The organism is Enterobacter sp. N5-15 (assembly GCF_057221635.1).
Genome location: NZ_CM170150.1, coordinates 4,836,190 through 4,861,181 on the forward strand (window position 1 = coordinate 4,836,190; position 24,992 = coordinate 4,861,181).

The following is a 24,992-nucleotide window of genomic DNA, read 5'->3' on the forward strand; positions in this document are numbered from 1 at the left end:
GGTTAAAAGCTCGTATTAACCCGTAGTTATCCAAAGAACAACTGTTGTGTTGTTTTTGACCTGTGTATAAAGTCGCGATCTGATCCCAGCTTATACTGTCCAGGATCACCGATCATTCACAGCAAACGATCCTTTCTAACCGCATGATCTTCTTTATGAGATCGGACTTATCCACACAAGTTCGCGATCCTAATAAGAGATCACAATAGAACAGATCTCTAAATAAAAAGATCTTCTTTTTAATAGCCCAGGATCCCAATGCTTTCTCGAAAGACTAAAGTTGAGTAGAATCCACGGCCCGGGCTTCAATCCATTTTCATACCGCTTTACGCGAGGCAGACCACCATGTTTTATCAGGATCCTTTTGACGTCATCATCATTGGCGGGGGTCATGCAGGCACTGAGGCCGCAATGGCCGCAGCGCGTATGGGTCAGCAGACCCTGCTTTTGACACACAATATCGACACGCTGGGACAAATGTCCTGTAATCCGGCGATTGGCGGCATTGGGAAAGGACACCTGGTAAAAGAAGTGGATGCACTTGGCGGCCTGATGGCGAAAGCGATCGATCATGCAGGCATCCAGTTTAGGATACTAAACGCGAGTAAAGGTCCCGCTGTGCGTGCGACCCGTGCCCAGGCAGACCGTGTGCTTTACCGTCAGGCTGTGCGCACCGCGCTGGAGAACCAGCCGAACCTGATGATCTTCCAGCAGGCTGTTGAAGATCTTATCGTTGAGAACGATCGCGTCGTGGGTGCCGTGACCCAGATGGGCCTCAAATTCCGTGCGAAAGCCGTGGTGCTGACCGTGGGCACATTCCTTGACGGTAAAATTCATATCGGTCTGGATAACTACAGCGGTGGCCGTGCCGGCGATCCGCCGTCTATTCCCCTGTCTCGTCGTCTGCGTGAACTGCCGCTGCGCGTCAGCCGCCTGAAAACCGGTACGCCGCCGCGTATTGATGCGCGCACCATTGATTTCAGCGTGCTGGCGCAACAGCACGGTGATAACCCAATGCCGGTCTTCTCGTTCATGGGCAATGCGGCGCAACATCCGCAGCAGGTACCGTGCTACATCACGCATACCAACGAGAAAACCCATGACGTGATCCGCAATAACCTCGATCGCAGCCCCATGTATGCTGGCGTGATCGAAGGGATCGGCCCACGCTACTGTCCGTCGATCGAAGACAAAGTGATGCGCTTTGCCGATCGTAACCAGCACCAGATCTTCCTGGAGCCGGAAGGGCTGACCTCAAACGAAATTTACCCGAACGGCATCTCCACCAGCCTGCCGTTCGATGTGCAGATGCAAATTGTTCGCTCAATGCAGGGGATGGAGAATGCGAAAATCGTTCGCCCTGGCTACGCTATTGAGTACGATTTCTTCGATCCGCGTGACCTGAAGCCAACCCTGGAAAGCAAATTCATCCACGGTCTGTTCTTCGCGGGTCAGATTAACGGCACCACCGGCTACGAAGAAGCGGCTGCACAGGGTCTGCTTGCCGGTCTGAACGCCGCACGCTTCTCCGCTGAGAAAGAGGGCTGGGCGCCAGGCCGTTCTCAGGCGTATCTGGGCGTGCTGGTTGACGATCTCTGCACGCTGGGTACCAAAGAACCGTACCGTATGTTTACCTCTCGCGCGGAATATCGCCTGATGCTGCGCGAAGATAACGCCGACCTGCGTCTGACCGAAATGGGCCGCGAGCTGGGTCTGGTGGATGACGAACGCTGGGCGCGCTTTAACGAGAAGCTGGAGCGCATTGAACAGGAACGCCAGCGCCTGAAAACCACCTGGGTGAATCCGCAGGCGGAAACCGCTGCCGAAGTAAACGCTCAATTAACAGCGCCGCTGTCGCGTGAAGCCAGCGGGGAAGATCTGCTGCGCCGTCCTGAAGTCACCTACGAGAACCTGGTTAAACTGACCGCGTTCGCGCCGGGACTGGAAGATGCTGAAGCGGCAGAGCAGGTTGAGATCCAGGTGAAGTACGAAGGTTACATCGCGCGTCAGCAGGATGAGATCGAAAAACAGCAGCGTAACGAAAACACGCTGCTGCCGGAAATGCTGGACTACCGCCAGGTGACGGGTCTCTCCAACGAAGTGATCGCCAAGCTAAACGATCACAAACCGGTGTCGATCGGCCAGGCATCACGCATCTCGGGGGTTACCCCTGCGGCGATTTCGATCCTGCTGGTCTGGCTGAAAAAGCAAGGTATGTTGCGCCGCAGCGCGTAATTGACATTGCTTTTGGCGGGTGGCGCTTCGCTTACCCGCCCTACTTATTCGTAGGCCCGGTAAGCGGCAGCGCCACTGGGCGAAAAATCTCTAAACAGGTATTCACCGTGCTCAACAAACTCTCTCGTCTGCTGGATCAGGCAGGTATTTCGCTCACCGATCACCAGAAAAACCAGCTGGTGGCCTATGTCGATATGCTGAACAAATGGAACAAAGCGTACAACCTGACCTCAGTACGTGACCCCAACGAGATGCTGGTACGCCATATTCTCGATAGCATTGTGGTTGCCCCCTGGCTGAAAGGTGAGCGTTTCATCGACGTGGGGACGGGACCTGGTTTACCGGGCGTTCCGCTGTCGATTGTTCGCCCTGAGAGCCACTTCACGCTGCTGGACAGCCTCGGCAAGCGCGTGCGCTTTTTACGTCAGGTACAGCATGAGCTGAAGCTTGAGAACATCACGCCCGTGCAGAGCAGGGTAGAGGAGTTCCCGGCGGAGCCGCCGTTTGACGGTGTTATCAGCCGCGCGTTTGCTTCGCTCAACGATATGGTGAGCTGGTGTAAGCACTTGCCTGCAGAGAACGGCCGCTTCTATGCGCTGAAAGGGCAGTTGCCAGGCGATGAGATTGAACAGCTTCCGGATGGATTTGCTGTTGAATCCATCGAGAAATTAAACATTCCTCAGCTCGATGGGGAACGTCATCTGGTGATAATTAAGCCAAACAATTTTTAAAAAATTAATAAAAAATGTGGAATTTGTGCTGTTCTTAGCATGTTAAAAAACAGCACAACTACCGGGGATTTACCGGTGAGCATTTAACCTCTTTTTCACTAAGGTTTTTCTCCCGGTTAACGTAGCGCCTATTATTCACCGAGAAGATAGTCATCTGTGAAAATATAAGTCTGCTAAAAGTGGAAGACAGTAACCAGAACGCAATGTTAAATATTTATTAAGAATGTCAATAAAAGGTTTTTATTGTGTACTGGGCTGTTTTGAAAATAGTTACGACGTTTTGCGTTTAATTTCATAAAGATAAATTTATGCGATTTGCGTCTTTGATAAATACAACCTTATCGCAAATGTGTGTTTTGTGATCTCGTGCACGCTTTATCGTCAACGTTTTCGCGCTGTTTGCAGTTTTGGTCGAAGGTTGACGCTTTCAGCGAAAGTTAAAAAATAGCGGTGGGGAAAAATATTTAAACATTTATTCACCTTTTCGCTACTTAATGTTTGAAATCACGGGTGCGCACCGTATAATTTGACCGCTTTTTGATGCTTGACTCTGAGCCTTAAAGGACGTTTTATACGACACGCGGCATACCTCGAAGGGAGCAGGAGTAAAAACGTGATGTCTGTGTCGCTCTTGAGTAGAAACGTTGCTCGTAAGCTTCTGTTCGTTCAGTTTCTGGCTGTGATAGCAAGTGGACTGCTGTTTAGCCTCAAAGACCCCTTCTGGGGCATCTCCGCCGTGTGCGGGGGTTTGGCGGTTGTGCTGCCAAACGTGTTGTTTATGAATTTTGCCTGGCGTCATCAGGCGCATACACCCGCCAAAGGCCGCGTGGCCTGGTCCTTCGCCCTCGGCGAAGTGTGTAAGGTGTTGCTGACCTTTGCTCTACTGGTGATGGCGCTGGCGGTTTTGAAAGTGGTCTTCATGCCGCTGATAGCAACGTGGGTTTTGGTGCTGGTGGTACAAGTTCTGGCTCCAGCTGTAATCAATAACAAAGGGTAAAAGGCATCATGGCTTCAGAAAATATGACGCCGCAGGATTACATAGGTCACCATCTGAATAACCTTCAGCTGGACCTGCGTACATTCTCGCTGGTGGATCCACATAACCCCCCGGCCACCTTCTGGACGATCAACATCGACTCCATGTTCTTCTCGGTGGTTTTGGGTCTTCTGTTCCTGGCCATGTTCCGCGGTGTTGCTAAACGAGCGACCAGCGGTGTACCAGGGAAATTCCAGACCTTCATCGAAATGATCATCGGCTTCGTCCATGGCAGCGTCAAAGACATGTACCATGGCAAGAGCAAGCTGATTGCTCCGCTGGCCCTGACCGTGTTCGTTTGGGTCTTCCTGATGAACCTGATGGACCTGCTGCCAATCGATCTGCTGCCGTTTATCGGCGAGCACATCTTCGGCCTGCCTGCGCTGCGTGTTGTACCGTCTGCGGACGTGAACATCACCCTGTCGATGGCGCTGGGCGTATTTATCCTGATTCTTTTCTACAGCATCAAAATGAAAGGCGTAAGCGGCTTTGTGAAAGAGCTTACCTTGCAGCCGTTCAACCACTGGGCGTTTATTCCGGTCAACCTGATCCTGGAAGGCGTTAGCCTGCTGTCCAAACCTGTTTCACTGGGTCTGCGACTGTTCGGCAACATGTATGCGGGTGAGCTGATTTTCATTCTGATCGCGGGTCTTCTGCCGTGGTGGTCACAGTGGATTCTTAATGTGCCATGGGCCATTTTCCACATCCTGATCATTACGCTGCAAGCCTTTATCTTCATGGTTCTGACGATCGTCTATCTGTCGATGGCGTCTGAAGAGCACTGATTTTTTACCAACACTACTACGTTTTAATTGAAACAAACTGGAGACTGTCATGGAAAACCTGAATATGGATCTGCTGTACATGGCTGCCGCTGTGATGATGGGTCTGGCGGCTATCGGTGCTGCGATCGGTATCGGCATCCTCGGGGGCAAATTCCTGGAAGGCGCAGCGCGTCAACCTGATCTGATTCCTCTGCTGCGTACTCAGTTCTTTATCGTTATGGGTCTGGTGGATGCTATCCCAATGATCGCTGTAGGTCTGGGTCTGTACGTGATGTTTGCTGTCGCGTAGTAGTAGTTTTAAAACCCTAAGCCACAGAAATTAAAGAGGTATTGTGCTGTGAACATGAACGCAACAATCCTCGGCCAGGCCATCGCGTTTATTCTCTTTGTCTGGTTCTGCATGAAGTATGTATGGCCGCCTTTAATGGCTGCCATCGAAAAACGTCAGAAAGAAATTGCTGACGGTCTGGCTTCTGCAGAACGCGCTAAGAAAGATTTGGACCTTGCACAGGCCAACGCGACAGACCAGCTGAAAAAAGCGAAAGCGGAAGCTCAGGTAATCATCGAACAGGCTAACAAACGCCGTTCGCAGATCCTGGACGAAGCCAAAGCTGAAGCAGAACAGGAACGTACTAAGATCGTGACACAGGCTCAGGCAGAAATTGATGCTGAGCGTAAACGTGCTCGTGAAGAACTGCGTAAGCAGGTTGCGATTCTGGCTGTTGCTGGCGCCGAGAAGATCATCGAACGTTCCGTGGATGAAGCTGCTAACAGCGACATCGTGGACAAACTTGTCGCTGAACTGTAAGGAGGGAGGGGCTGATGTCTGAATTTGTTACGGTAGCTCGCCCCTACGCCAAAGCAGCTTTTGACTTTGCTGTCGAACACCAAAATGTCGATCGCTGGCAGGATATGCTGGCGTTTGCCGCTGAGGTGACGAAAAACGAACAAATGGCTGAGTTGCTTTCCGGTGCGTTAGCACCTGAAACTCTCGCCGCGTCGTTTATCGCCGTGTGCGGAGAGCAACTGGATGCCAACGGCCAGAACCTGATTAAGGTCATGGCAGAAAATGGTCGTCTCCGTGTGCTCCCGGATGTTCTCGAGCAGTTTGAGCACTTACGTGCCCTTAGTGAAGCAACCGCGGAAGTTGAAGTGACTTCTGCGACTGAACTGAGTAACGAACAGCTTGCGAAAATCACCGCCGCGATGGAAAAACGTCTGTCACGCAAAGTTAAGCTGAATTGCAAAATCGATAAGTCTGTAATGGCAGGCGTAATCATCCGTTCGGGTGATATGGTCATTGATGGCAGCGTACGCGGCCGTCTTGAACGCCTTGCAGACGTCTTGCAGTCTTAAGGGGACTGGAGCATGCAACTGAATTCCACCGAAATCAGCGAACTGATCAAGCAGCGCATTGCTCAGTTCAGTGTTGTGAGTGAAGCTCACAACGAAGGTACTATTGTTTCTGTAAGTGACGGTGTTATCCGCATCCACGGCCTGGCCGATTGTATGCAGGGTGAGATGATTTCCCTGCCGGGTAACCGTTACGCTATCGCACTGAACCTGGAGCGCGACTCCGTAGGTGCAGTTGTGATGGGTCCATACGCTGACCTCGCCGAAGGCATGAAGGTTAAGTGTACTGGCCGTATTCTGGAAGTGCCGGTTGGCCGTGGCCTGCTGGGTCGCGTTGTTAACACCCTGGGTGCGCCAATCGACGGTAAAGGTCCGGTTGAGCACGATGGCTTCTCCCCAATCGAAGTTATCGCACCAGGCGTTATCGACCGTCAGTCCGTAGATCAGCCTGTTCAGACAGGTTATAAGTCCGTTGATGCCATGATCCCAATCGGTCGTGGTCAGCGTGAACTGATCATCGGTGACCGTCAGACCGGTAAAACCGCGATGGCAATCGACGCCATCATCAACCAGCGTGACTCCGGTATCAAATGTGTGTACGTGGCCATCGGCCAGAAAGCGTCCACCATTTCCAACGTGGTCCGTAAACTGGAAGAGCACGGTGCACTGTCTAACACCATCGTTGTGGTAGCAACTGCGTCTGAATCCGCTGCACTGCAATACCTGGCGCCATACGCCGGTTGCGCAATGGGCGAATACTTCCGTGACCGCGGTGAAGATGCGCTGATCGTATACGATGACCTGTCTAAACAGGCTGTTGCTTATCGTCAGGTTTCCCTGCTGCTCCGTCGTCCACCTGGACGTGAAGCGTTCCCTGGCGACGTATTCTACCTCCACTCTCGTCTGCTGGAGCGTGCTTCCCGCGTTAACGCGGAATACGTCGAGAACTTCACCAAAGGTGAAGTGAAGGGTAAAACGGGCTCTCTGACCGCTCTGCCGATCATTGAAACCCAGGCGGGTGACGTTTCTGCGTTCGTTCCGACCAACGTAATCTCTATTACCGATGGCCAGATCTTCCTGGAAACCAACCTGTTTAACTCCGGTATTCGTCCGGCGGTTAACCCGGGTATCTCCGTATCCCGTGTTGGTGGTGCTGCTCAGACCAAGATCATCAAGAAACTGTCCGGTGGTATCCGTACCGCGCTGGCACAGTATCGTGAACTGGCTGCGTTCTCTCAGTTCGCATCCGATCTGGACGAAGCAACCCGTAAACAGCTGAGCCACGGTCAGAAAGTGACCGAGCTGCTGAAGCAGAAACAGTACGCACCAATGTCTGTTGCTCAGCAGGGCCTGGTACTGTTCGCGGCTGAACGCGGTTACCTCGAAGATGTGGAACTGGCGAAAATCGGTAGCTTCGAAGCCGCTCTGCTGGCTTACGTCGACCGTGATCACGCTCCGCTGATGCAAGAGATCAACCAGACCGGTGGCTATAACGACGAAATCGAAGGCAAGCTGAAAGCTATCCTCGATTCCTTCAAAGCAACCCAATCCTGGTAATCGTCCGGCGGCTTGTCTCAGGACAAGCCGCCTGGCATTGAGGAGAAGCTCATGGCCGGCGCAAAAGAGATACGTAGTAAGATCGCAAGCGTCCAGAACACGCAAAAGATCACTAAAGCGATGGAGATGGTCGCCGCTTCCAAAATGCGTAAATCGCAGGATCGCATGGCGGCCAGCCGTCCTTATGCAGAAACCATGCGCAAAGTGATTGGTCACCTTGCAAACGGTAATCTGGAATATAAGCACCCTTACCTGGAAGAACGCGACGTTAAGCGCGTGGGCTACCTGGTGGTGTCGACCGACCGTGGTCTGTGTGGCGGCTTGAACATTAACCTGTTCAAAAAACTGCTGGCGGATATGAAAGCATGGTCTGAAAAAGGCGTTCAGTGCGATATCGCAATGATCGGCTCTAAAGGCGTCTCTTTCTTTAACTCCGTTGGTGGCAACATTGTCGCTCAGGTGACCGGTATGGGTGATAACCCGTCCCTGTCCGAACTGATCGGCCCGGTTAAAGTGATGTTGCAGGCCTATGATGAAGGCCGTCTGGACAGACTGTACGTTGTCAGCAACAAATTCATTAACACCATGTCTCAGGTTCCAACGCTCACTCAGATGCTGCCGTTACCGGCATCAGAAGATGACGAGCTGAAGCAAAAAGCCTGGGATTACCTGTATGAACCCGATCCGAAACCGCTGCTGGATACCCTGCTGCGTCGTTACGTTGAATCTCAGGTTTATCAGGGCGTTGTAGAAAACCTGGCCAGCGAGCAGGCCGCACGAATGGTGGCGATGAAAGCCGCGACCGATAATGGCGGCAGCCTGATTAAAGAGCTGCAGTTGGTTTACAACAAAGCTCGTCAGGCCAGCATTACTCAGGAACTCACCGAGATCGTCTCGGGGGCCGCCGCGGTTTAACCAGGTTTACGAATTACGTAGAGGATTCAAGATGGCTACTGGAAAGATTGTCCAGGTAATCGGCGCCGTGGTGGACGTCGAGTTCCCTCAGGACGCCGTACCACGCGTGTACGACGCGCTTGAGGTACAGAATGGTAACGAGAGCCTGGTGCTGGAAGTTCAGCAGCAGCTCGGCGGCGGTATCGTGCGTACCATCGCGATGGGTTCTTCCGACGGTCTGCGTCGTGGTCTGGAAGTCAAAGACCTTGAGCACCCGATCGAAGTCCCGGTAGGTAAAGCAACACTGGGTCGTATCATGAACGTATTGGGTCAACCAATCGACATGAAAGGCGACATCGGTGAAGAAGAGCGTTGGGCTATCCACCGCGCGGCACCTTCCTACGAAGAGCTGTCCAGCTCTCAGGAACTGCTGGAAACCGGTATCAAAGTTATCGACCTGATGTGTCCGTTCGCGAAGGGCGGTAAAGTCGGTCTGTTCGGTGGTGCGGGTGTTGGTAAAACTGTAAACATGATGGAGCTGATCCGTAACATCGCGATCGAGCACTCCGGTTACTCTGTGTTTGCGGGCGTAGGTGAACGTACTCGTGAGGGTAACGACTTCTACCACGAAATGACCGACTCCAACGTTCTGGACAAAGTTTCCCTGGTTTACGGCCAGATGAACGAGCCACCAGGAAACCGTCTGCGCGTTGCGCTGACCGGTCTGACTATGGCTGAGAAGTTCCGTGACGAAGGCCGTGACGTTCTGCTGTTCGTTGATAACATCTATCGTTACACCCTGGCCGGTACGGAAGTATCTGCACTGCTGGGTCGTATGCCTTCAGCGGTAGGTTATCAGCCTACGCTGGCGGAAGAGATGGGTGTTCTTCAGGAACGTATCACCTCTACCAAAACCGGTTCTATCACCTCCGTTCAGGCGGTATACGTACCTGCGGATGACTTGACTGACCCATCTCCAGCAACCACCTTTGCGCACTTAGATGCAACCGTGGTACTGAGCCGTCAGATCGCGTCTCTGGGTATCTACCCAGCCGTTGACCCGCTGGACTCCACCAGCCGTCAGCTGGATCCACTGGTTGTGGGTCAGGAACACTACGACACCGCGCGTGGCGTACAGTCCCTGCTGCAGCGTTACCAGGAACTGAAAGACATCATCGCCATCCTGGGTATGGATGAACTGTCTGAAGAAGACAAACTGGTGGTAGCACGTGCGCGTAAGATCCAGCGCTTCCTGTCCCAGCCATTCTTCGTTGCGGAAGTATTCACCGGTTCTCCGGGTAAATACGTTTCCCTGAAAGACACCATCCGTGGCTTTAAAGGCATCATGGAAGGCGAATACGATCACCTGCCGGAGCAGGCGTTCTACATGGTTGGTTCCATCGACGAAGCCGTGGAAAAAGCCAAAAAACTTTAACGCCTTAATCGGAGGGTGATATGGCAATGACTTACCACCTGGACGTCGTCAGCGCAGAGCAACAAATGTTCTCTGGTCTGGTCGAGAAAATCCAGGTAACGGGTAGTGAAGGTGAACTGGGTATTTTCCCGGGTCACGCACCGCTGCTCACCGCCATTAAGCCTGGTATGATCCGCATCGTTAAACAGTTCGGTCACGAAGAGTTTATCTATCTGTCCGGCGGCATTCTTGAAGTGCAGCCTGGCAGTGTGACCGTTCTGGCCGATACCGCTATCCGTGGCCAGGATCTCGACGAAGCGCGAGCCCTGGAATCGAAGCGTAAGGCTGAAGAGCACATTAGCAGCTCTCATGGTGACGTGGATTACGCTCAGGCGTCTGCGGAGCTGGCCAAAGCGATCGCGAAACTGCGCGTTATCGAGTTGACCAAAAAAGCGATGTAACACCGGCTTGAAAAGCACAAAAGCCAGTCTGGATACCAGGCTGGCTTTTTTTTTCGGCCTTAATTCATGATGAAAAAGATGTAGAATTTTAAGCATCAAACGTTTTTACTTCACACTCAAACTACCGTCAGGATGCGTATGTCAAACAGTGCGATGAGCGTGGTGATCCTTGCCGCTGGCAAAGGGACCCGCATGTATTCCGATCTGCCTAAGGTGCTCCACACGCTTGCAGGAAAGCCAATGGTGCAGCATGTCATTGATGCAGCGAATGAACTGGGTGCCAGTCAGGTCCACCTGGTTTACGGCCACGGCGGCGATCTGCTTAAAAAGACGCTGAGCGATGACAAGCTCAACTGGGTGCTTCAGGCCGAACAGTTGGGTACAGGCCATGCGATGCAGCAGGCAGCGCCCTTCTTTGCGGATGACGAAGACATTTTGATGCTCTACGGCGATGTTCCGCTGATCTCCGTTGAAACCCTGACTCGCCTGCGTGAAGCCAAACCGCAGGGTGGCATCGGTTTGTTGACCGTCGTGCTGGACGATCCAAGCGGTTATGGCCGCATCACCCGTGAAAACGGCAACGTCACGGGTATTGTTGAGCATAAAGATGCCAGCGACGAACAGCGCCAGATTCAGGAGATCAACACCGGTATCCTGATTGCCAATGGCGCGGATATGAAGCGCTGGCTGTCCAAACTCAACAACAACAACGCGCAGGGTGAATACTACATCACCGACATCATTGCGATGGCGTACCACGAAGGGCGTGAAATTGCCGCCGTTCATCCGGCGCGCATTAGCGAAACGGACGGCGTGAACAACCGCCTGCAGCTTTCCCGTCTTGAGCGTATTTATCAGTCCGAGCAGGCCGAAAAACTGCTGCTGGCGGGCGTGATGCTGCGCGATCCGGCACGTTTCGATCTGCGTGGTTCGTTATCTCACGGGCGTGACGTTGAGATTGATACTAACGTTATCCTCGAAGGTCACGTCACGCTGGGCAATCGCGTCAAAATTGGCGCCGGCTGCGTGATTAAAAACAGCGTCATCGGCGACGACTGCGAAATCAGCCCGTACAGCGTGGTGGAAGATGCCCGTCTGGATGCCGCCTGTACCATCGGCCCGTTTGCGCGTCTGCGCCCGGGCGCTGAGCTGCTGGAAGGCGCTCACGTGGGTAACTTCGTGGAAATGAAAAAAGCGCGTCTGGGTAAAGGCTCGAAAGCCGGTCATCTGACCTACCTGGGCGACGCGGAAATTGGCAATAACGTGAATATTGGTGCAGGGACTATTACCTGTAACTATGACGGCGCGAATAAGTTTAAAACCATCATCGGTGACGACGTGTTCGTTGGCTCCGATACGCAGCTGGTGGCGCCTGTTACCGTGGGTAACGGGGTGACCATTGCCGCCGGAACAACCGTTACGCGCGATGTGGCCGAGAACGAGCTGGTGTTAAGCCGCGTTCCGCAGGTCAGCAAGCAGGGCTGGAAACGCCCGGTGAAGAAAAAGTAACAACAAGGCGGGTGGCGCTACGCTTACCCGCCCTACGATTGAGTAGGCCTGATAAGGCGTAGCCGTCATCAGGCAAACCCGGGAGAGGAGATAAATATATATCTCCCCCCACAAGCAGTACCCATAAAAATAACCCCACTCTCTACAAGGCTCGGGGCGCCCGGAAAGGGCAAATACAGGTCAGCGACAACGCAGGCATAATGCCTAAATTCGGAATCTAAAATTATGTGTGGAATTGTTGGCGCAGTTGCGCAGCGTGATATTGCTGAAATCCTTCTCGAAGGTTTACGTCGTCTGGAATACCGTGGTTACGACTCAGCCGGTCTGGCTGTCGTCGATGCAGAAGGTCATATGACCCGTCTGCGTCGTCTCGGTAAAGTGCAGATGCTGGCCCAGGCCGCGGAAGAACATCCGCTGCACGGTGGTACCGGTATTGCGCACACCCGCTGGGCGACGCACGGCGAACCGTCTGAAGGTAACGCGCACCCGCATGTGTCTGAACACATCGTGGTCGTGCACAACGGCATTATCGAAAACCACGAACCGCTGCGCGAAGAACTGAAAGCACGCGGCTACACCTTCGTCTCTGAAACTGACACCGAAGTGATTGCTCACCTGGTGCACTGGGAGCTGGAGCAGGGCGGCACACTGCGTGATGCGGTGCTGCGTGCTATCCCTCAGCTGCGCGGTGCGTACGGTACGGTAATCATGGATTCCCGCGACCCGTCCACGCTGCTGGCCGCGCGTTCCGGTAGCCCGATGGTTATCGGTCTGGGCATGGGCGAAAACTTCATCGCTTCTGACCAGCTGGCGCTCCTGCCGGTTACCCGTCGCTTTATCTTCCTCGAAGAGGGTGATATCGCGGAAGTAACTCGCCGCAGCGTGACCGTATTCGATACCAAAGGCGAGCAGGTGAAACGTCAGGAGATCGAATCGAATCTGCAGTACGACGCGGGCGACAAAGGCGCTTACCGTCACTACATGCAGAAAGAGATTTACGAGCAGCCAAACGCCATCAAAAACACCCTGACCGGGCGCATCAGCCACGGTGAGGTTGACCTGAGCGAGCTGGGCGCAAACGCGAACGAACTGCTAGGCAAGGTCGAGCATATTCAGATCGTGGCCTGCGGCACCTCCTACAACTCCGGTATGGTTTCTCGCTACTGGTTTGAATCCCTGGCGGGCGTGCCGTGCGATGTGGAAATCGCATCTGAATTCCGCTATCGCAAATCCGCTGTGCGTCGTAACAGCCTGATGATCACCCTTTCCCAGTCCGGCGAAACGGCGGACACGCTGGCCGCGCTGCGTCTCTCTAAAGAGCTGGGTTACCTGGGCTCGCTGGCCATCTGTAACGTCCCTGGCTCCTCGCTGGTGCGTGAATCCGATCTGGCGCTAATGACCAAAGCGGGTACCGAAATCGGCGTGGCCTCCACCAAAGCGTTTACCACTCAGCTGACCGTTCTGCTGATGCTGGTGGCGAAGCTGGCGCGCCTGAAAGGCGAAGATGCTTCCGTTGAGCACGATATCGTTCACGGCCTGCAGGCGCTGCCGAGCCGTATTGAGCAGATGCTGTCTCAGGACAAACGTATTGAAGCGCTGGCGGAAGATTTCTCTGACAAACATCACGCCCTGTTCCTGGGTCGTGGCGATCAGTATCCGATTGCGCTGGAAGGCGCGCTGAAGCTGAAAGAGATCTCCTACATTCACGCTGAAGCCTATGCGGCAGGCGAGCTGAAACACGGCCCGCTGGCGCTGATTGACGCGGATATGCCGGTCATCGTTGTGGCACCAAACAACGAACTGCTGGAAAAACTGAAATCTAACATCGAAGAAGTCCGCGCCCGCGGTGGTGTCCTGTACGTCTTCGCCGACAAAGATGCCGGTTTTGTCAGCAATGACAACATGCACATCATCGAGATGCCGCATGTGGAAGAGGTGATTGCACCAATCTTCTACACCGTTCCGCTGCAGCTGCTGGCCTATCACGTTGCGCTGATCAAAGGCACCGACGTTGACCAGCCGCGTAACCTGGCGAAATCGGTTACCGTAGAATAATCCCTTCAGGCTCCACCTTCGGGTGGAGCTTTTTTATCCCGCCCGGTTTGTTTTTCATCAATCCTTTCTCATTTTTAATAATGACAATTTGTCATCTTCAGCTACTTTTTTCAGTGTCACATAAAGAAAATATTTCTGAAAACGTCTTGTCATAAAAGTGGCTAACACGATGAAAATTAAGCTTTCTTTTGCTGGTTTTTAAGTGAAATTTTCGTTGTCATAAAACTGTCATAATTCGTACATTTATCTGTCACCTGTTTGTCCTATTTTGCTCATCGTAGCCACTAAACAACGATTTACGAAAATCTTGCAGGAGACATTATGAAAGTTATGCGTACCACTGTCGCAACTGTTGTCGCCGCGACCTTATCTCTGAGCGCGTTCTCTGTATTTGCAGAAGCAAGCCTGACTGGCGCTGGTGCAACCTTCCCTGCGCCGGTGTATGCCAAATGGGCGGATACCTACCAGAAAGAAACCGGTAACAAGGTTAACTATCAGGGTATCGGCTCCTCCGGTGGCGTTAAACAAATTACCGCGAACACGGTTGATTTCGGCGCATCAGACGCTCCGCTGTCTGATGACAAACTGGCTCAGGAAGGCCTGTTCCAGTTCCCGACCGTGATCGGTGGCGTGGTCCTGGCCATCAACCTGCCGGGCGTGAAGTCGGGTGAGCTGGTGCTGGACGGCAAAACCCTGGGTGACATCTACCTGGGCAAAATCAAAAAATGGGATGACGAAGCGATCGCTAAACTCAACCCAGGCCTGAAGCTGCCTTCTCAGAACATCGCCGTGGTTCGCCGTGCGGATGGTTCCGGTACCTCTTTCGTGTTCACCAGCTACCTGGCAAAAGTGAACGAAGAGTGGAAGTCTAAAGTCGGCTCCGGCTCTACCGTTAACTGGCCAACCGGTCTGGGCGGTAAAGGTAACGACGGTATCGCCGCGTTCGTACAGCGTCTGCCTGGCTCAATTGGTTACGTAGAGTATGCGTACGCTAAGCAGAACAACCTGTCCTACACCAAACTGGTTTCAGCCGACGGCAAACCGGTTAGTCCGACCGAAGAGAACTTTGCTAACGCTGCGAAAGGCGCTGACTGGAGCAAATCGTTCGCGCAGGATCTGACTAACCAGAAAGGCGAAGGTGCATGGCCAATCACCTCTACCACCTTCATCCTGGTTCACAAAGAGCAGAAGAAACCTGAGCAGGGCACCGAAGTGCTGAAGTTCTTCGACTGGGCGTACAAAAACGGCGGCAAACAGGCTAACGCCCTGGATTACGCCACCCTGCCGGACAGCGTGGTTGAGCAGATTCGTGCTGCATGGAAAACCAACGTGAAAGACAGCAGCGGTAAAGCGCTGTACTAACAGGATATATTTAACGAAGATGGCGGGAGGCGCTGCGCTTACCCGCCCTACGGTTAAGCTGTAGGCCCGGTAAGCGTCAGCGCCACCGGGCATATTCGTAAAAACGTCTCAAACAGAAGAGTAATTTATGGCTGCAACCAAGCCTGCATTTAACCCTCCGGGTAAAAAAGGTGACATGATTTTCAGCGCGCTGGTAAAACTGGCTGCGCTGATTGTGCTATTGCTGCTGGGCGGCATTATCGTGTCTCTGATTTTCTCCTCATGGCCGAGCATCCAGAAATTCGGTTTCTCCTTCCTGTGGACCAAAGAGTGGGACGCGCCGAACGACATCTACGGTGCCCTGGTGCCGATTTACGGCACGCTGGTGACCTCGTTCATCGCCCTGCTGATTGCGGTTCCGGTGAGCTTTGGTATTGCCCTGTTCCTGACGGAGCTGGCGCCGGGCTGGCTGCGACGCCCGCTGGGTATTGCCATCGAACTGCTGGCGGCCATTCCGAGTATCGTTTACGGCATGTGGGGCCTGTTCATCTTTGCTCCGCTGTTCGCCACATACTTCCAGGAACCGGTCGGTAACGTTCTTTCTGCCATTCCGTTTGTGGGTGCCCTGTTCTCTGGCCCGGCTTTCGGTATCGGCATTCTGGCGGCAGGTGTGATCCTCGCCATCATGATTATTCCGTACATTGCGGCGGTTATGCGCGATGTCTTCGAACAAACACCTGTGATGATGAAAGAGTCGGCCTACGGCATCGGCTGCACCACCTGGGAAGTTATCTGGCGCATTGTCCTTCCGTTCACCAAAAATGGGGTGATCGGGGGCGTGATGCTGGGCTTAGGTCGTGCGCTGGGTGAAACCATGGCGGTCACCTTTATCATCGGTAACACCTACCAGCTCGACAGCGTGTCGCTCTACATGCCGGGTAACAGTATTACCTCGGCGCTGGCGAATGAATTTGCGGAAGCGGAATCGGGGCTGCACGTGGCGGCGCTGATGGAGCTGGGTCTGATTCTGTTCGTTATCACCTTCATTGTTCTGGCGATTTCCAAGCTGATGATTATGCGCCTCGCTAAAAATGAGGGAGCACGCTAATGGCCACTCTCGAAATGCAAGCTACCGCTGAACTGGCGGAATCCCGCCGTAAAATGCAGGCCAGACGCCGCATGAAAAACCGTATTGCCCTGTCGCTCTCTATGGCGACGATGGCATTCGGCCTGTTCTGGCTGGTCTGGATCCTCTTCTCGACGGTCGTTCGCGGGATTGACGGGATGTCACTGTCGCTGTTCACCGAAATGACGCCGCCGCCGAACACGGCGGGTGGTGGCCTGGCGAATGCCCTGGCGGGCAGCGGCCTGCTGATCCTCTGGGCGACGGTCTTCGGCACGCCGCTGGGCATCATGGCGGGCATCTACCTGGCAGAATACGGTCGTAAATCCTGGCTGGCGGAAGTGATTCGCTTCATCAACGACATTCTGCTGTCAGCCCCGTCTATCGTCGTGGGTCTGTTTGTTTACACCGTGGTGGTGGCGCAGATGGAGCACTTCTCCGGCTGGGCGGGTGTGATTGCACTGGCGCTGCTGCAGGTGCCGATTGTTATTCGTACCACCGAGAACATGCTGAAACTGGTGCCGGACAGCCTGCGTGAAGCGGCTTATGCGCTGGGTACGCCGAAATGGAAAATGATCTCTGCGATTACGCTGAAGGCGTCCGTTTCCGGGATCATGACCGGTATCCTGCTGGCAGTTGCGCGTATTGCGGGTGAAACGGCACCGCTGCTGTTTACGTCCCTCTCCAATCAGTTCTGGAGCACGGACATGATGCAGCCGATCGCCAACCTGCCGGTGACGATCTTTAAATTTGCGATGAGCCCATTCGCGGAATGGCAGCAGCTGGCCTGGGCCGGGGTGCTGATCATTACCCTTTGCGTACTGTTGCTGAACATTCTGGCGCGCGTCATTTTCGCGAAGAAGAAACACGGTTAATTTTTTACGGCGCGGCAGCTCGTGGCGCCGAATGAGGAAATGAGTCAATGAGTATGGTTGATACTGCCCCGGGTAAGATTCAGGTTCGTGATTTGAACTTCTACTACGGCAAATTCCATGCCCTGAAGAACATCAACCTGGATATCGCAAAGAACCAGGTCACGGCATTTATCGGTCCGTCCGGCTGTGGAAAATCCACGCTGCTGCGTACCTTTAACAAAATGTATTCGCTCTATCCGGAGCAGCGCGCTGAAGGTGAAATCATCCTGGACGGCGAAAACATTCTGACCCAGGCTCAGGATATCGCCCTGCTGCGCGCCAAAGTGGGGATGGTGTTCCAGAAACCAACGCCGTTCCCTATGTCCATTTATGACAACATCGCCTTTGGCGTTCGCCTGTTCGAAAAGCTCTCCCGTGCCGATATGGACGAGCGCGTACAGTGGGCTTTGACCAAGGCCGCATTATGGAACGAAACCAAAGATAAGTTGCACCAGAGCGGTTACTCTCTCTCCGGTGGCCAGCAGCAGCGTCTGTGCATTGCGCGCGGTATTGCTATTCGCCCGGAAGTGTTGCTGCTGGATGAGCCGTGTTCAGCGCTGGACCCGATCTCAACCGGCCGTATTGAAGAGCTGATTACCGAGCTGAAGCAGGATTACACCGTGGTTATCGTGACCCATAACATGCAGCAGGCTGCACGTTGTTCCGATCACACTGCGTTTATGTACCTGGGCGAGTTGATTGAGTTCAGCGATACGGACGCGCTGTTCACCAGGCCCGCGAAGAAACAAACCGAAGATTATATTACTGGCCGCTACGGTTGATTTGCCTTAGTGCATGTGGAGAAACCATGGACAACCTCAATCTTAATAAACACATTTCAGGCCAGTTCAACGCAGAGCTGGAAAGCATCCGCACGCAGGTGATGACCATGGGCGGCATGGTTGAGCAGCAGCTTTCTGATGCGATTACGGCAATGCACAACCAGGACAGCGAGCTGGCGAAGCGCGTCATTGAAGGCGACAAAAACGTCAACATGATGGAAGTCGCTATCGACGAGGCCTGCGTGCGCATTATCGCGAAACGCCAGCCGACGGCGAGCGACCTGCGTCTGGTGATGGCGATCATCAAAACCATCGCCGAGCTGGAGCGTATTGGTGACGTTGCGGATAAAATCTGCCGCACCGCGCTGGAGAAGTTTTCTCAGCAGCACCAGCCGCTGCTGGTGAGCCTGGAGTCGCTGGGCCGCCACACCGTGCAGATGCTGCACGACGTGCTGGATGCCTTTGCGCGTATGGATTTGGACGAAGCGGTGCGTATTTACCGTGAAGACAAGAAGGTCGACCAGGAGTATGAAGGCATCGTGCGTCAGCTGATGACCTATATGATGGAAGATTCACGTACGATCCCAAGCGTACTGACTGCCCTGTTCTGCGCGCGCTCCATCGAGCGTATCGGCGACCGCTGCCAGAACATTTGCGAATACATTTTCTACTTCGTGAAAGGTCAGGACTTCCGTCACGTGGGCGGCGACGAGCTGGACAAGCTGCTGGCGGGTAAAGATCCGAAAGAGTGATGTTTGTGGCGGGTGGCGCTAACGCTTACCCGCCCTACGAGTCTTGTAGGCCGGATAAGCACTAGCGCCATCCGGCTTTGTTTTTTCAGCGAGTAATATTCCACCCGCGTGCCTTCCACAATTCAGGCAACTGCGCCAGATCGGTAAAGGTCGTCACGTTGGGATGATCGATCGGCTTGTTGTGGGGATCGGCGCAGAAGTAAAACACCTCCATCCCCGCATCAATCCCCGACTGCGCGCCCGCAGATGAGTCATCCACCAGAATGCAGTTCTCTACGTTAACGTTCATCGCTTTTGCCGCATGGAACATCAGCGCCGGGTCTGGCTTCCAGCGCTGGATATCGTAGCCGCTGAACAGCTTTTCCGGGAAATGGTGCAACATCTCAAGCTTGCCCAGCGAGTGCTGCATTTTGCTGACCGGGCCGTTAGAGACGACGCAGATTGGCACCGTCATCGCATCCAGCAGCGCGTTAGCCCCGGAGATAACCTCCAACTCGGAGTCAAACAGGCGTGCGACCTCGGCGCGGTACACCGGTTCCAGATCCGCTTTCGCCAGATCCACGCCGTGTTCTTCGTTAATGATGTCGATGATCTCGTAGAGTTTCACGCCCTTAAAGCGTTTAAACACCTCTTCGAGTTCCAGCGTAATGCCAAATTCCTGGAACATAGTGACATACGCGCGGGAACAAATGACCTCACTGTCGACCAGCGTTCCGTCGCTGTCGAAAAATACCGCTTCAATTCCGGACATGCCTTTCCCTTTTAACAAGTTTAACGTTTACGTACGGCAGTTCACCGGGACGCAATCGTTGCCGTATAAGCAAAATCAATGAAAAAAGTATCACGTAACCGCCACTATTGTCGCATTTTGGTATAGGATAGCGACGAATTTTCCCTCCTTGTTCGGAAATTGATGATGAGTCAACAACACACTACCCAGACGTCTGGTCAGGGTCTGCTTGAGCGCGTTTTCAAACTGCGCGAGCACGGCACAACGGCACGCACCGAAGTGATCGCTGGTTTCACCACCTTCCTGACGATGGTCTATATCGTTTTTGTGAACCCTCAAATTCTGGGCGTTGCTGGCATGGATACCAGCGCCGTCTTTGTAACCACCTGCCTGATTGCGGCCCTTGGCAGCATTCTGATGGGTGTGTTCGCTAACCTGCCGGTTGCGCTGGCACCGGCGATGGGCCTGAATGCGTTCTTCGCGTTCGTGGTCGTTCAGGCGATGGGTCTGCCGTGGCAGGTTGGCATGGGCGCCATCTTCTGGGGCGCGGTTGGCCTGCTGCTGCTGACCATTTTCCGCGTGCGTTACTGGATGATTGCTAACATTCCTGTGAGCCTGCGCGTGGGCATCACCAGCGGTATTGGTCTGTTTATCGGTATGATGGGGCTGAAAAACGCCGGCGTTATCGTCGCGAACCCGGATACGCTGGTGAGCATCGGTCACCTGACCTCTCATAACGTGCTGCTGGGCGTGCTGGGCTTCTTTATCATCGCGATCCTGGCTTCCCGCAATATTCACGCGGCGGTGCTGGTGTCCATCGTGGTGACCACCCTGCTGGGCTGGATGCTGGGCGACGTTCACTATAACGGTATCGTCTCCGCGCCACCGAGCGTCTCTACCGTGATTGGTCACGTCGATCTGGCGGGTTCCCTGAACCTGGGCCTGGCGGGCGTGATTTTCTCCTTCATGCTGGTCAACCTGTTTGACTCCTCCGGCACGCTGATTGGCGTGACCGATAAAGCGGGTCTGGCGGATGAAAAAGGGAAATTCCCGCGCATGAAGCAGGCGCTGTTTGTGGACAGCGTCTCCTCTGTGACCGGTGCTTTTATCGGAACCTCGTCTGTTACCGCGTACATTGAATCTTCTTCCGGCGTGTCCGTGGGCGGCCGTACCGGCCTGACGGCGGTGGTCGTGGGTATTCTGTTCCTGCTGGTGATCTTCCTCTCTCCGCTGGCGGGTATGGTTCCACCGTATGCGGCAGCCGGCGCGCTGATTTATGTGGGTGTGCTGATGACCTCCAGCCTGTCACGCGTGAAGTGGGATGATTTAACCGAAGCGGTGCCGGCGTTTATTACCGCCGTGATGATGCCGTTCAGCTTCTCGATTACCGAAGGTATTGCGCTGGGCTTTATCTCTTACTGCGTAATGAAGATCGGTACCGGCCGCTTCCGCGACCTCAGCCCATGCGTGATTGTTGTGGCGCTGCTGTTTGTGCTGAAGATTGTGTTTATTGACGCCAAATAAACAGCAAGCCCTTTTCGAAGAAAAGGGCTTTAATGTTTGTTCCCTCTCCCCGTGGGAGAGGGCCAGGGTGAGGGCATCAGGCCGCAATAAGCTTACGCCTTCACCCGCTTAATATAATCCCCAAACGCCGTCAGCTGGCCAGACAGATGATCGCGCGTGCTCTGATCCACCACTTCACCCGTTTGCGGGTCGACCTTGTTCTGAATCACACCACCCATAAATTCCGGCTTGTTCATGACCATCGCATCCAGGAATACCAGGATCTGGCGCAGATGATACTGGCAGCGCGCGCCGCCAATCGCGCCCATTGAGCTGGTCTGGATCAGCACCGGTTTGCCTGACAGCGGCTGCTCGGGTAAACGGGACAGCCAGTCAATGGCATTCTTCAGGCCACCCGGAACCGAGTAGTTATACTCCGGCGTGACGATGACCACCCCGTCGGCCTGGCGGATCTGCTCTGCCAGCGCCTCAACGCTCTGCGGGAACCCTTCTTCCTGCTGGACATCCGCATCATACAGCGGAATATCGCCAATAGACGGCAGGGCGCTAACTTCCATTCCTGCCGGTGCCAGCTGTGGCAGCGTGCGGGCAACCATCCCGTTAAATGAACCTTTGCGCAGGCTTCCCAGTAACGTAACTACTTTCAACGTATCAGACATGATTACTCCTGTTTCATCATGATGACCCTGATTGGATCAGCTAAGGGTGAATGCTTTTTCTGCCGGTAAACTGGTTAAACGCATCAGGCGCGCGGCGGGCTCGTTGGCGCGCTCGGGCACATCAGGAAGGCTACGCCATCCCTGTTGACTGTCAAATTCCCAGATTTTCATGCGTTCGATGGCGGGGGTAACCGCAATGGACCAAATGAGCACATCCTCTGCGTCACTGAGCGCCTCTACCAGCGTGGCCTGAGTGGCACGAAGACGTCCGGAGCCTGGCAGCAGCTGCAGCAGGCTGGCGTCGTCTGAGGCGCATCCACAGAGCTTGCGAATGCTCTGGCGCAAGGTAATGAGCTGGGCTCTGGCTTCGACAGGATCGTTCTGGTTGCGGACCCACAGCTTCTCATTGCTGGATAGCGGATAGTCTTCATGCGCATTACCGCCATGGAAGCTGCGCGTCGCGCGCTGAAGTTCCATGTCGAGCCCACAATCCCCTTCGGTGGTCAGCGCGACGCCAATGATATTGCCCGCGTAGGCAATCGAAAAACGAGGGAGATCCGGGTCGGCAAAGACCGGGCGGCCTTCGGGTTGGGTAATGATGTCCGGCAGCTCGCTGGTGCCGTACAGCATAAACAGCAGTTCTGCGAGAAGCGCTCTTGACGCTAAAAACCGCGTTCTGCGGTGTTCCGGGAGAGTGAGTGCTTCACTGTGACAGGCCGAAGAAATTCTTGCCGATACGAGACGTCCTTCCGTAAGTATCCCTCTTGCAAAGTGCGTAGCCATTTTTCGCTCCTTGATAATGGTCGTAATCGGTTAAACGGTTACATGATTATCGCTTAACTTGACTCCTGTTTTAATCAGTAAATGGGAGTAAGAGAAGCCTTAGGACCGAACTTTACATTTTCTTAGGCAAAAATTGGATCGCTGGCACCGTACAGCGCCTTGATGGTCTCCCGCAGCCAGAGGATTTTCGGATTATGGCTGTTCCGTTTATGCCAGATCAGCGTGAAGGGAACGGTAAGCTTTTCAGCCTGCGCTTCATCAATGGGAATAGGCAGCGCGATCAGCTTCCGCTGGTGGAGTTGATTGTAGTGATGACAGTAGTGCGGAGCCGTGGCGATATAGTTATGCCCGGGCTGGGCTGCCATAAACATCGACTGCTCAAAGCCCGGCACGCACATGGCAATATTTCTCTCTCGACCCATCTCCTTTAGCACTTCGTCCAGCGCCCAGGTGTCGCTGCGTTCCCAGAAGATACTGATATGCGGATAGCGCAGGAAGGTTTCGAGATTCCATTCATCCTGAAGCGCGGGGTGATCCTCGCGCAGATACACGCACGGACGGTCGCTGAACAGGATCTCGTAGTCGATAAACCATGGCAACAGCTTCAGCAGCTCGCGGGAGCGCGGATGCGTTTCTCGGCCGGTAAAGCCAAGGTCTACCTCTCCACGCGTTATGGCATCCAGCGAATCGTAATCCCAGTGGCGCATCTTCACCGTCGCCTGCGGATAGCGCTGGTTCACCTGCTCCAGCAGGGCGTTAAAGCGGATCAGCATCAGCGGCGTTTCGGCGGCCAGCACGAACGTTAGCCCGCCTGGCGAATCATGGTGGAATTTATCGAGGATCTGGTTGCCGATCTGCATCCAGTCGGCCAGATCCTGCTCCAGGCTTACCGTCAGCGGGGTTGGCAGCAGCCCTAACGGCGTTTTGACAAACAGCGGGTCGTCAAACCAGTCGCGCAGCTTGGCCAGTGATTTACTCACCGCCGACGGCGTTACGTTCATCCGCTTCGCCGCTTTGGTGACGCTGCGCTCCTGCAGCAAAAGCTGCAGGCAAAGCAAGAGATTAAGATCGAGACTGCTGATGGGCTTCTTCATAATGCGCCGCGGGCCGGATGACCATAAGTAAGGTAATGCACAGTATGCTACAGCCAATCAGAACCCCGATCAGCATATTCAGCGCGTTAAGCCCGATGACCGCCGCCAGCCAAATCCACAGCGACGAGCCGCAGACCTGCGCAATTCCCAGCACCGAGCTTGCCACGCCTGCCCGCAGCGAGAAGGGGCCAAGCGCCTGACTCATCGCCACGCCAAAGCCAACCGAGAAACCGGCACAAATGAGGGTAATACCCACCAGCATTACCGCATGTGAGCTGGCGGTCGCCAGGAGCACGCCCGCCGTGAGGAATAAAACCTGTGAGGTCAGCATCAATGTGCGCTGGCTGAAAACATTTAGCGCAAACGGGGTGGAGAACGAGACCGCCATACTGACCATGGCGGTTAATGCCATCACCGTTGAATACTCGCCGCGATCGAAGCCCATGGTTTCCATCAGTAAAACCGGGGAAACGTTTACATAGGTCAGGATCACCGCCACGCTTAACGTGGTCACGGCCAGACGACTGAGGAAAAAGCGGTTAAGCAGCTTCTCGGCAGGGTGAATCGTTGGGGTATGACCGGTATTCTGCGAGCCCGGGTGGGTCTCTTTCAGCACGGTGATGGACAGGATAAACACCAGCGCGCCCATTGCCGCCATGGTCCAGAACAGGCTCTGCCACGGGAATTTCAGCATGATCAGATATCCCACGACCGGGGCCAGCACCGGGATGATGCAGGTAATACCGTTCAGCATCGACAGCACCTTAGCGCGACGCTGGGCGCTTAGGGTGTCTCGCAAAATGGCAAAAGCGACGACGTAACAGCCACCGGCTCCAATGCCCTGAATGAAGCGGCCTGACAGGAACACGGTGCTGTTCTGCGCCTGTGAGCAGAGAAGAGAGGCCAGGGCAAAAATGATGGCACCCGTTATGGCGACAGGCTGACGGCCTGCCTTATCCGCGATCTTCCCGGCAAACACCATCGACGACGCCATCCCCGCAAGGTAGGCCGAAAACGCGATGTGCAACTGCGCTTCGCTGGCACCCAGATCGCGGGCGATGTGCGGTAATCCCACCAGATACATATCAATGCCGGACGGATAAAGCAGAACTAATGCGAAACTACAAAACAGAAAACGCGCCATAAACCCCCCATAGATGCAGGCATGCAGAATAGGGGGGGAAAAGGGATTAGGCGAGTTGCCATTTGGACAATGGTGATTTCCTGGTAGGAAACATTATAAGTGATACATTTTTTAGA

At 54.2% G+C, this 24,992-nt stretch carries 24 protein-coding genes; 19 read left to right on the forward strand and 5 right to left on the reverse strand.

The window, feature by feature from the left end; all coding sequences use genetic code 11:
* Positions 1-345: 345 nt before the first annotated feature.
* The 18 genes from mnmG (at position 346) to phoU (ending at position 18,942) form a co-directional block, all read left to right on the forward strand.
* Positions 346-2,235 (forward strand): tRNA uridine-5-carboxymethylaminomethyl(34) synthesis enzyme MnmG, encoded by a 1,890-nt coding sequence (gene mnmG / locus AC2TE5_RS22870; protein ID WP_213330676.1) that lies wholly within the window; start codon positions 346-348, stop codon positions 2,233-2,235.
* Positions 2,236-2,342: 107 nt separating this feature from the next.
* On the forward strand, positions 2,343-2,966 hold the full coding sequence (gene rsmG / locus AC2TE5_RS22875) for a 16S rRNA (guanine(527)-N(7))-methyltransferase RsmG (RefSeq protein WP_121423348.1): 624 nt from the start codon (positions 2,343-2,345) through the stop codon (positions 2,964-2,966).
* 616 nt (positions 2,967-3,582) lie between these two features.
* Positions 3,583-3,963, forward strand: a complete 381-nt coding sequence (atpI, locus tag AC2TE5_RS22880) for a F0F1 ATP synthase subunit I (protein WP_484612423.1) — start codon at positions 3,583-3,585, stop codon at positions 3,961-3,963.
* Positions 3,964-3,971: 8 nt separating this feature from the next.
* Complete coding sequence (gene atpB / locus AC2TE5_RS22885) at positions 3,972-4,787, forward strand: F0F1 ATP synthase subunit A (protein ID WP_023309789.1); 816 nt, start codon at positions 3,972-3,974, stop codon at positions 4,785-4,787.
* Between the two features lie 49 nt (positions 4,788-4,836).
* Positions 4,837-5,076, forward strand: a complete 240-nt coding sequence (atpE, locus tag AC2TE5_RS22890) for a F0F1 ATP synthase subunit C (RefSeq protein ID WP_000429386.1) — start codon at positions 4,837-4,839, stop codon at positions 5,074-5,076.
* Between the two features lie 48 nt (positions 5,077-5,124).
* A complete protein-coding gene (gene atpF, locus AC2TE5_RS22895; RefSeq protein ID WP_014072436.1) occupies positions 5,125-5,595 on the forward strand; it encodes a F0F1 ATP synthase subunit B in 471 nt (156 codons plus the stop codon).
* 14 nt (positions 5,596-5,609) lie between these two features.
* Positions 5,610-6,143 carry a F0F1 ATP synthase subunit delta gene (gene atpH, locus AC2TE5_RS22900; RefSeq protein WP_023309790.1) on the forward strand — a complete coding sequence of 178 codons (534 nt, stop codon included), beginning with the start codon at positions 5,610-5,612 and terminating at the stop codon, positions 6,141-6,143.
* A 12-nt stretch (positions 6,144-6,155) separates the two neighbouring features.
* Positions 6,156-7,697, forward strand: a complete 1,542-nt coding sequence (gene atpA / locus AC2TE5_RS22905) for a F0F1 ATP synthase subunit alpha (protein ID WP_006808751.1) — start codon at positions 6,156-6,158, stop codon at positions 7,695-7,697.
* 51 nt (positions 7,698-7,748) lie between these two features.
* Positions 7,749-8,612, forward strand: a complete 864-nt coding sequence (atpG, locus tag AC2TE5_RS22910) for a F0F1 ATP synthase subunit gamma (protein WP_008500191.1) — start codon at positions 7,749-7,751, stop codon at positions 8,610-8,612.
* A gap of 31 nt (positions 8,613-8,643) precedes the next feature.
* Complete coding sequence (atpD, locus tag AC2TE5_RS22915; protein WP_006177559.1) at positions 8,644-10,026, forward strand: F0F1 ATP synthase subunit beta; 1,383 nt, start codon at positions 8,644-8,646, stop codon at positions 10,024-10,026.
* 20 nt (positions 10,027-10,046) lie between these two features.
* Positions 10,047-10,466, forward strand: coding sequence for a F0F1 ATP synthase subunit epsilon (locus tag AC2TE5_RS22920; protein WP_006177560.1), 420 nt, complete (start codon positions 10,047-10,049; stop codon positions 10,464-10,466).
* A gap of 138 nt (positions 10,467-10,604) precedes the next feature.
* Positions 10,605-11,975, forward strand: coding sequence for a bifunctional UDP-N-acetylglucosamine diphosphorylase/glucosamine-1-phosphate N-acetyltransferase GlmU (glmU, locus tag AC2TE5_RS22925; protein ID WP_213330674.1), 1,371 nt, complete (start codon positions 10,605-10,607; stop codon positions 11,973-11,975).
* Positions 11,976-12,200: 225 nt separating this feature from the next.
* Entirely contained in the window at positions 12,201-14,030 is a 1,830-nt protein-coding gene (gene glmS / locus AC2TE5_RS22930) for a glutamine--fructose-6-phosphate transaminase (isomerizing) (RefSeq protein ID WP_023309792.1), read from the forward strand.
* 321 nt (positions 14,031-14,351) lie between these two features.
* Positions 14,352-15,392 (forward strand): phosphate ABC transporter substrate-binding protein PstS, encoded by a 1,041-nt coding sequence (gene pstS / locus AC2TE5_RS22935; RefSeq protein ID WP_063145553.1) that lies wholly within the window; start codon positions 14,352-14,354, stop codon positions 15,390-15,392.
* 127 nt (positions 15,393-15,519) lie between these two features.
* Entirely contained in the window at positions 15,520-16,479 is a 960-nt protein-coding gene (gene pstC / locus AC2TE5_RS22940; protein WP_023333924.1) for a phosphate ABC transporter permease PstC, read from the forward strand.
* On the forward strand, positions 16,479-17,369 hold the full coding sequence (gene pstA / locus AC2TE5_RS22945; RefSeq protein ID WP_023309794.1) for a phosphate ABC transporter permease PstA: 891 nt from the start codon (positions 16,479-16,481) through the stop codon (positions 17,367-17,369). Before pstC ends, pstA begins: the two co-directional genes overlap by 1 nt.
* Positions 17,370-17,416: 47 nt before the next feature.
* Entirely contained in the window at positions 17,417-18,190 is a 774-nt protein-coding gene (gene pstB / locus AC2TE5_RS22950; protein ID WP_010426574.1) for a phosphate ABC transporter ATP-binding protein PstB, read from the forward strand.
* Between the two features lie 26 nt (positions 18,191-18,216).
* Positions 18,217-18,942 carry a phosphate signaling complex protein PhoU gene (phoU, locus tag AC2TE5_RS22955; protein WP_008500182.1) on the forward strand — a complete coding sequence of 242 codons (726 nt, stop codon included), beginning with the start codon at positions 18,217-18,219 and terminating at the stop codon, positions 18,940-18,942.
* Positions 18,943-19,027: 85 nt separating this feature from the next.
* On the opposite strand, the gene yieH is transcribed toward phoU, so the two are convergent.
* On the reverse strand, positions 19,028-19,693 hold the full coding sequence (yieH, locus tag AC2TE5_RS22960; protein WP_484612424.1) for a 6-phosphogluconate phosphatase: 666 nt from the start codon (positions 19,691-19,693) through the stop codon (positions 19,028-19,030).
* A gap of 165 nt (positions 19,694-19,858) precedes the next feature.
* Between yieH and adeP the strand changes: the two genes are divergently transcribed.
* Positions 19,859-21,196: an adenine permease AdeP gene (gene adeP / locus AC2TE5_RS22965; protein ID WP_023309797.1), complete on the forward strand. Its 1,338-nt coding sequence runs from the start codon at positions 19,859-19,861 to the stop codon at positions 21,194-21,196.
* A 92-nt stretch (positions 21,197-21,288) separates the two neighbouring features.
* Here adeP and AC2TE5_RS22970 read toward each other — a convergent pair whose 3' ends face one another.
* The 4 genes from AC2TE5_RS22970 to AC2TE5_RS22985 form a co-directional block, all read right to left on the reverse strand.
* Positions 21,289-21,855 carry an NADPH-dependent FMN reductase gene (locus AC2TE5_RS22970; RefSeq protein ID WP_121423352.1) on the reverse strand — a complete coding sequence of 189 codons (567 nt, stop codon included), beginning with the start codon at positions 21,853-21,855 and terminating at the stop codon, positions 21,289-21,291.
* 36 nt (positions 21,856-21,891) lie between these two features.
* Positions 21,892-22,638: a 4'-phosphopantetheinyl transferase family protein gene (locus AC2TE5_RS22975; protein WP_063145549.1), complete on the reverse strand. Its 747-nt coding sequence runs from the start codon at positions 22,636-22,638 to the stop codon at positions 21,892-21,894.
* A gap of 122 nt (positions 22,639-22,760) precedes the next feature.
* Positions 22,761-23,732: an HTH-type transcriptional regulator YidZ gene (gene yidZ / locus AC2TE5_RS22980; protein ID WP_193941585.1), complete on the reverse strand. Its 972-nt coding sequence runs from the start codon at positions 23,730-23,732 to the stop codon at positions 22,761-22,763.
* Positions 23,701-24,876 carry an MFS transporter gene (locus AC2TE5_RS22985; protein WP_213330669.1) on the reverse strand — a complete coding sequence of 392 codons (1,176 nt, stop codon included), beginning with the start codon at positions 24,874-24,876 and terminating at the stop codon, positions 23,701-23,703. The genes yidZ and AC2TE5_RS22985 overlap by 32 nt, the downstream gene beginning before the upstream one ends.
* Positions 24,877-24,992: the final 116 nt, after the last annotated feature.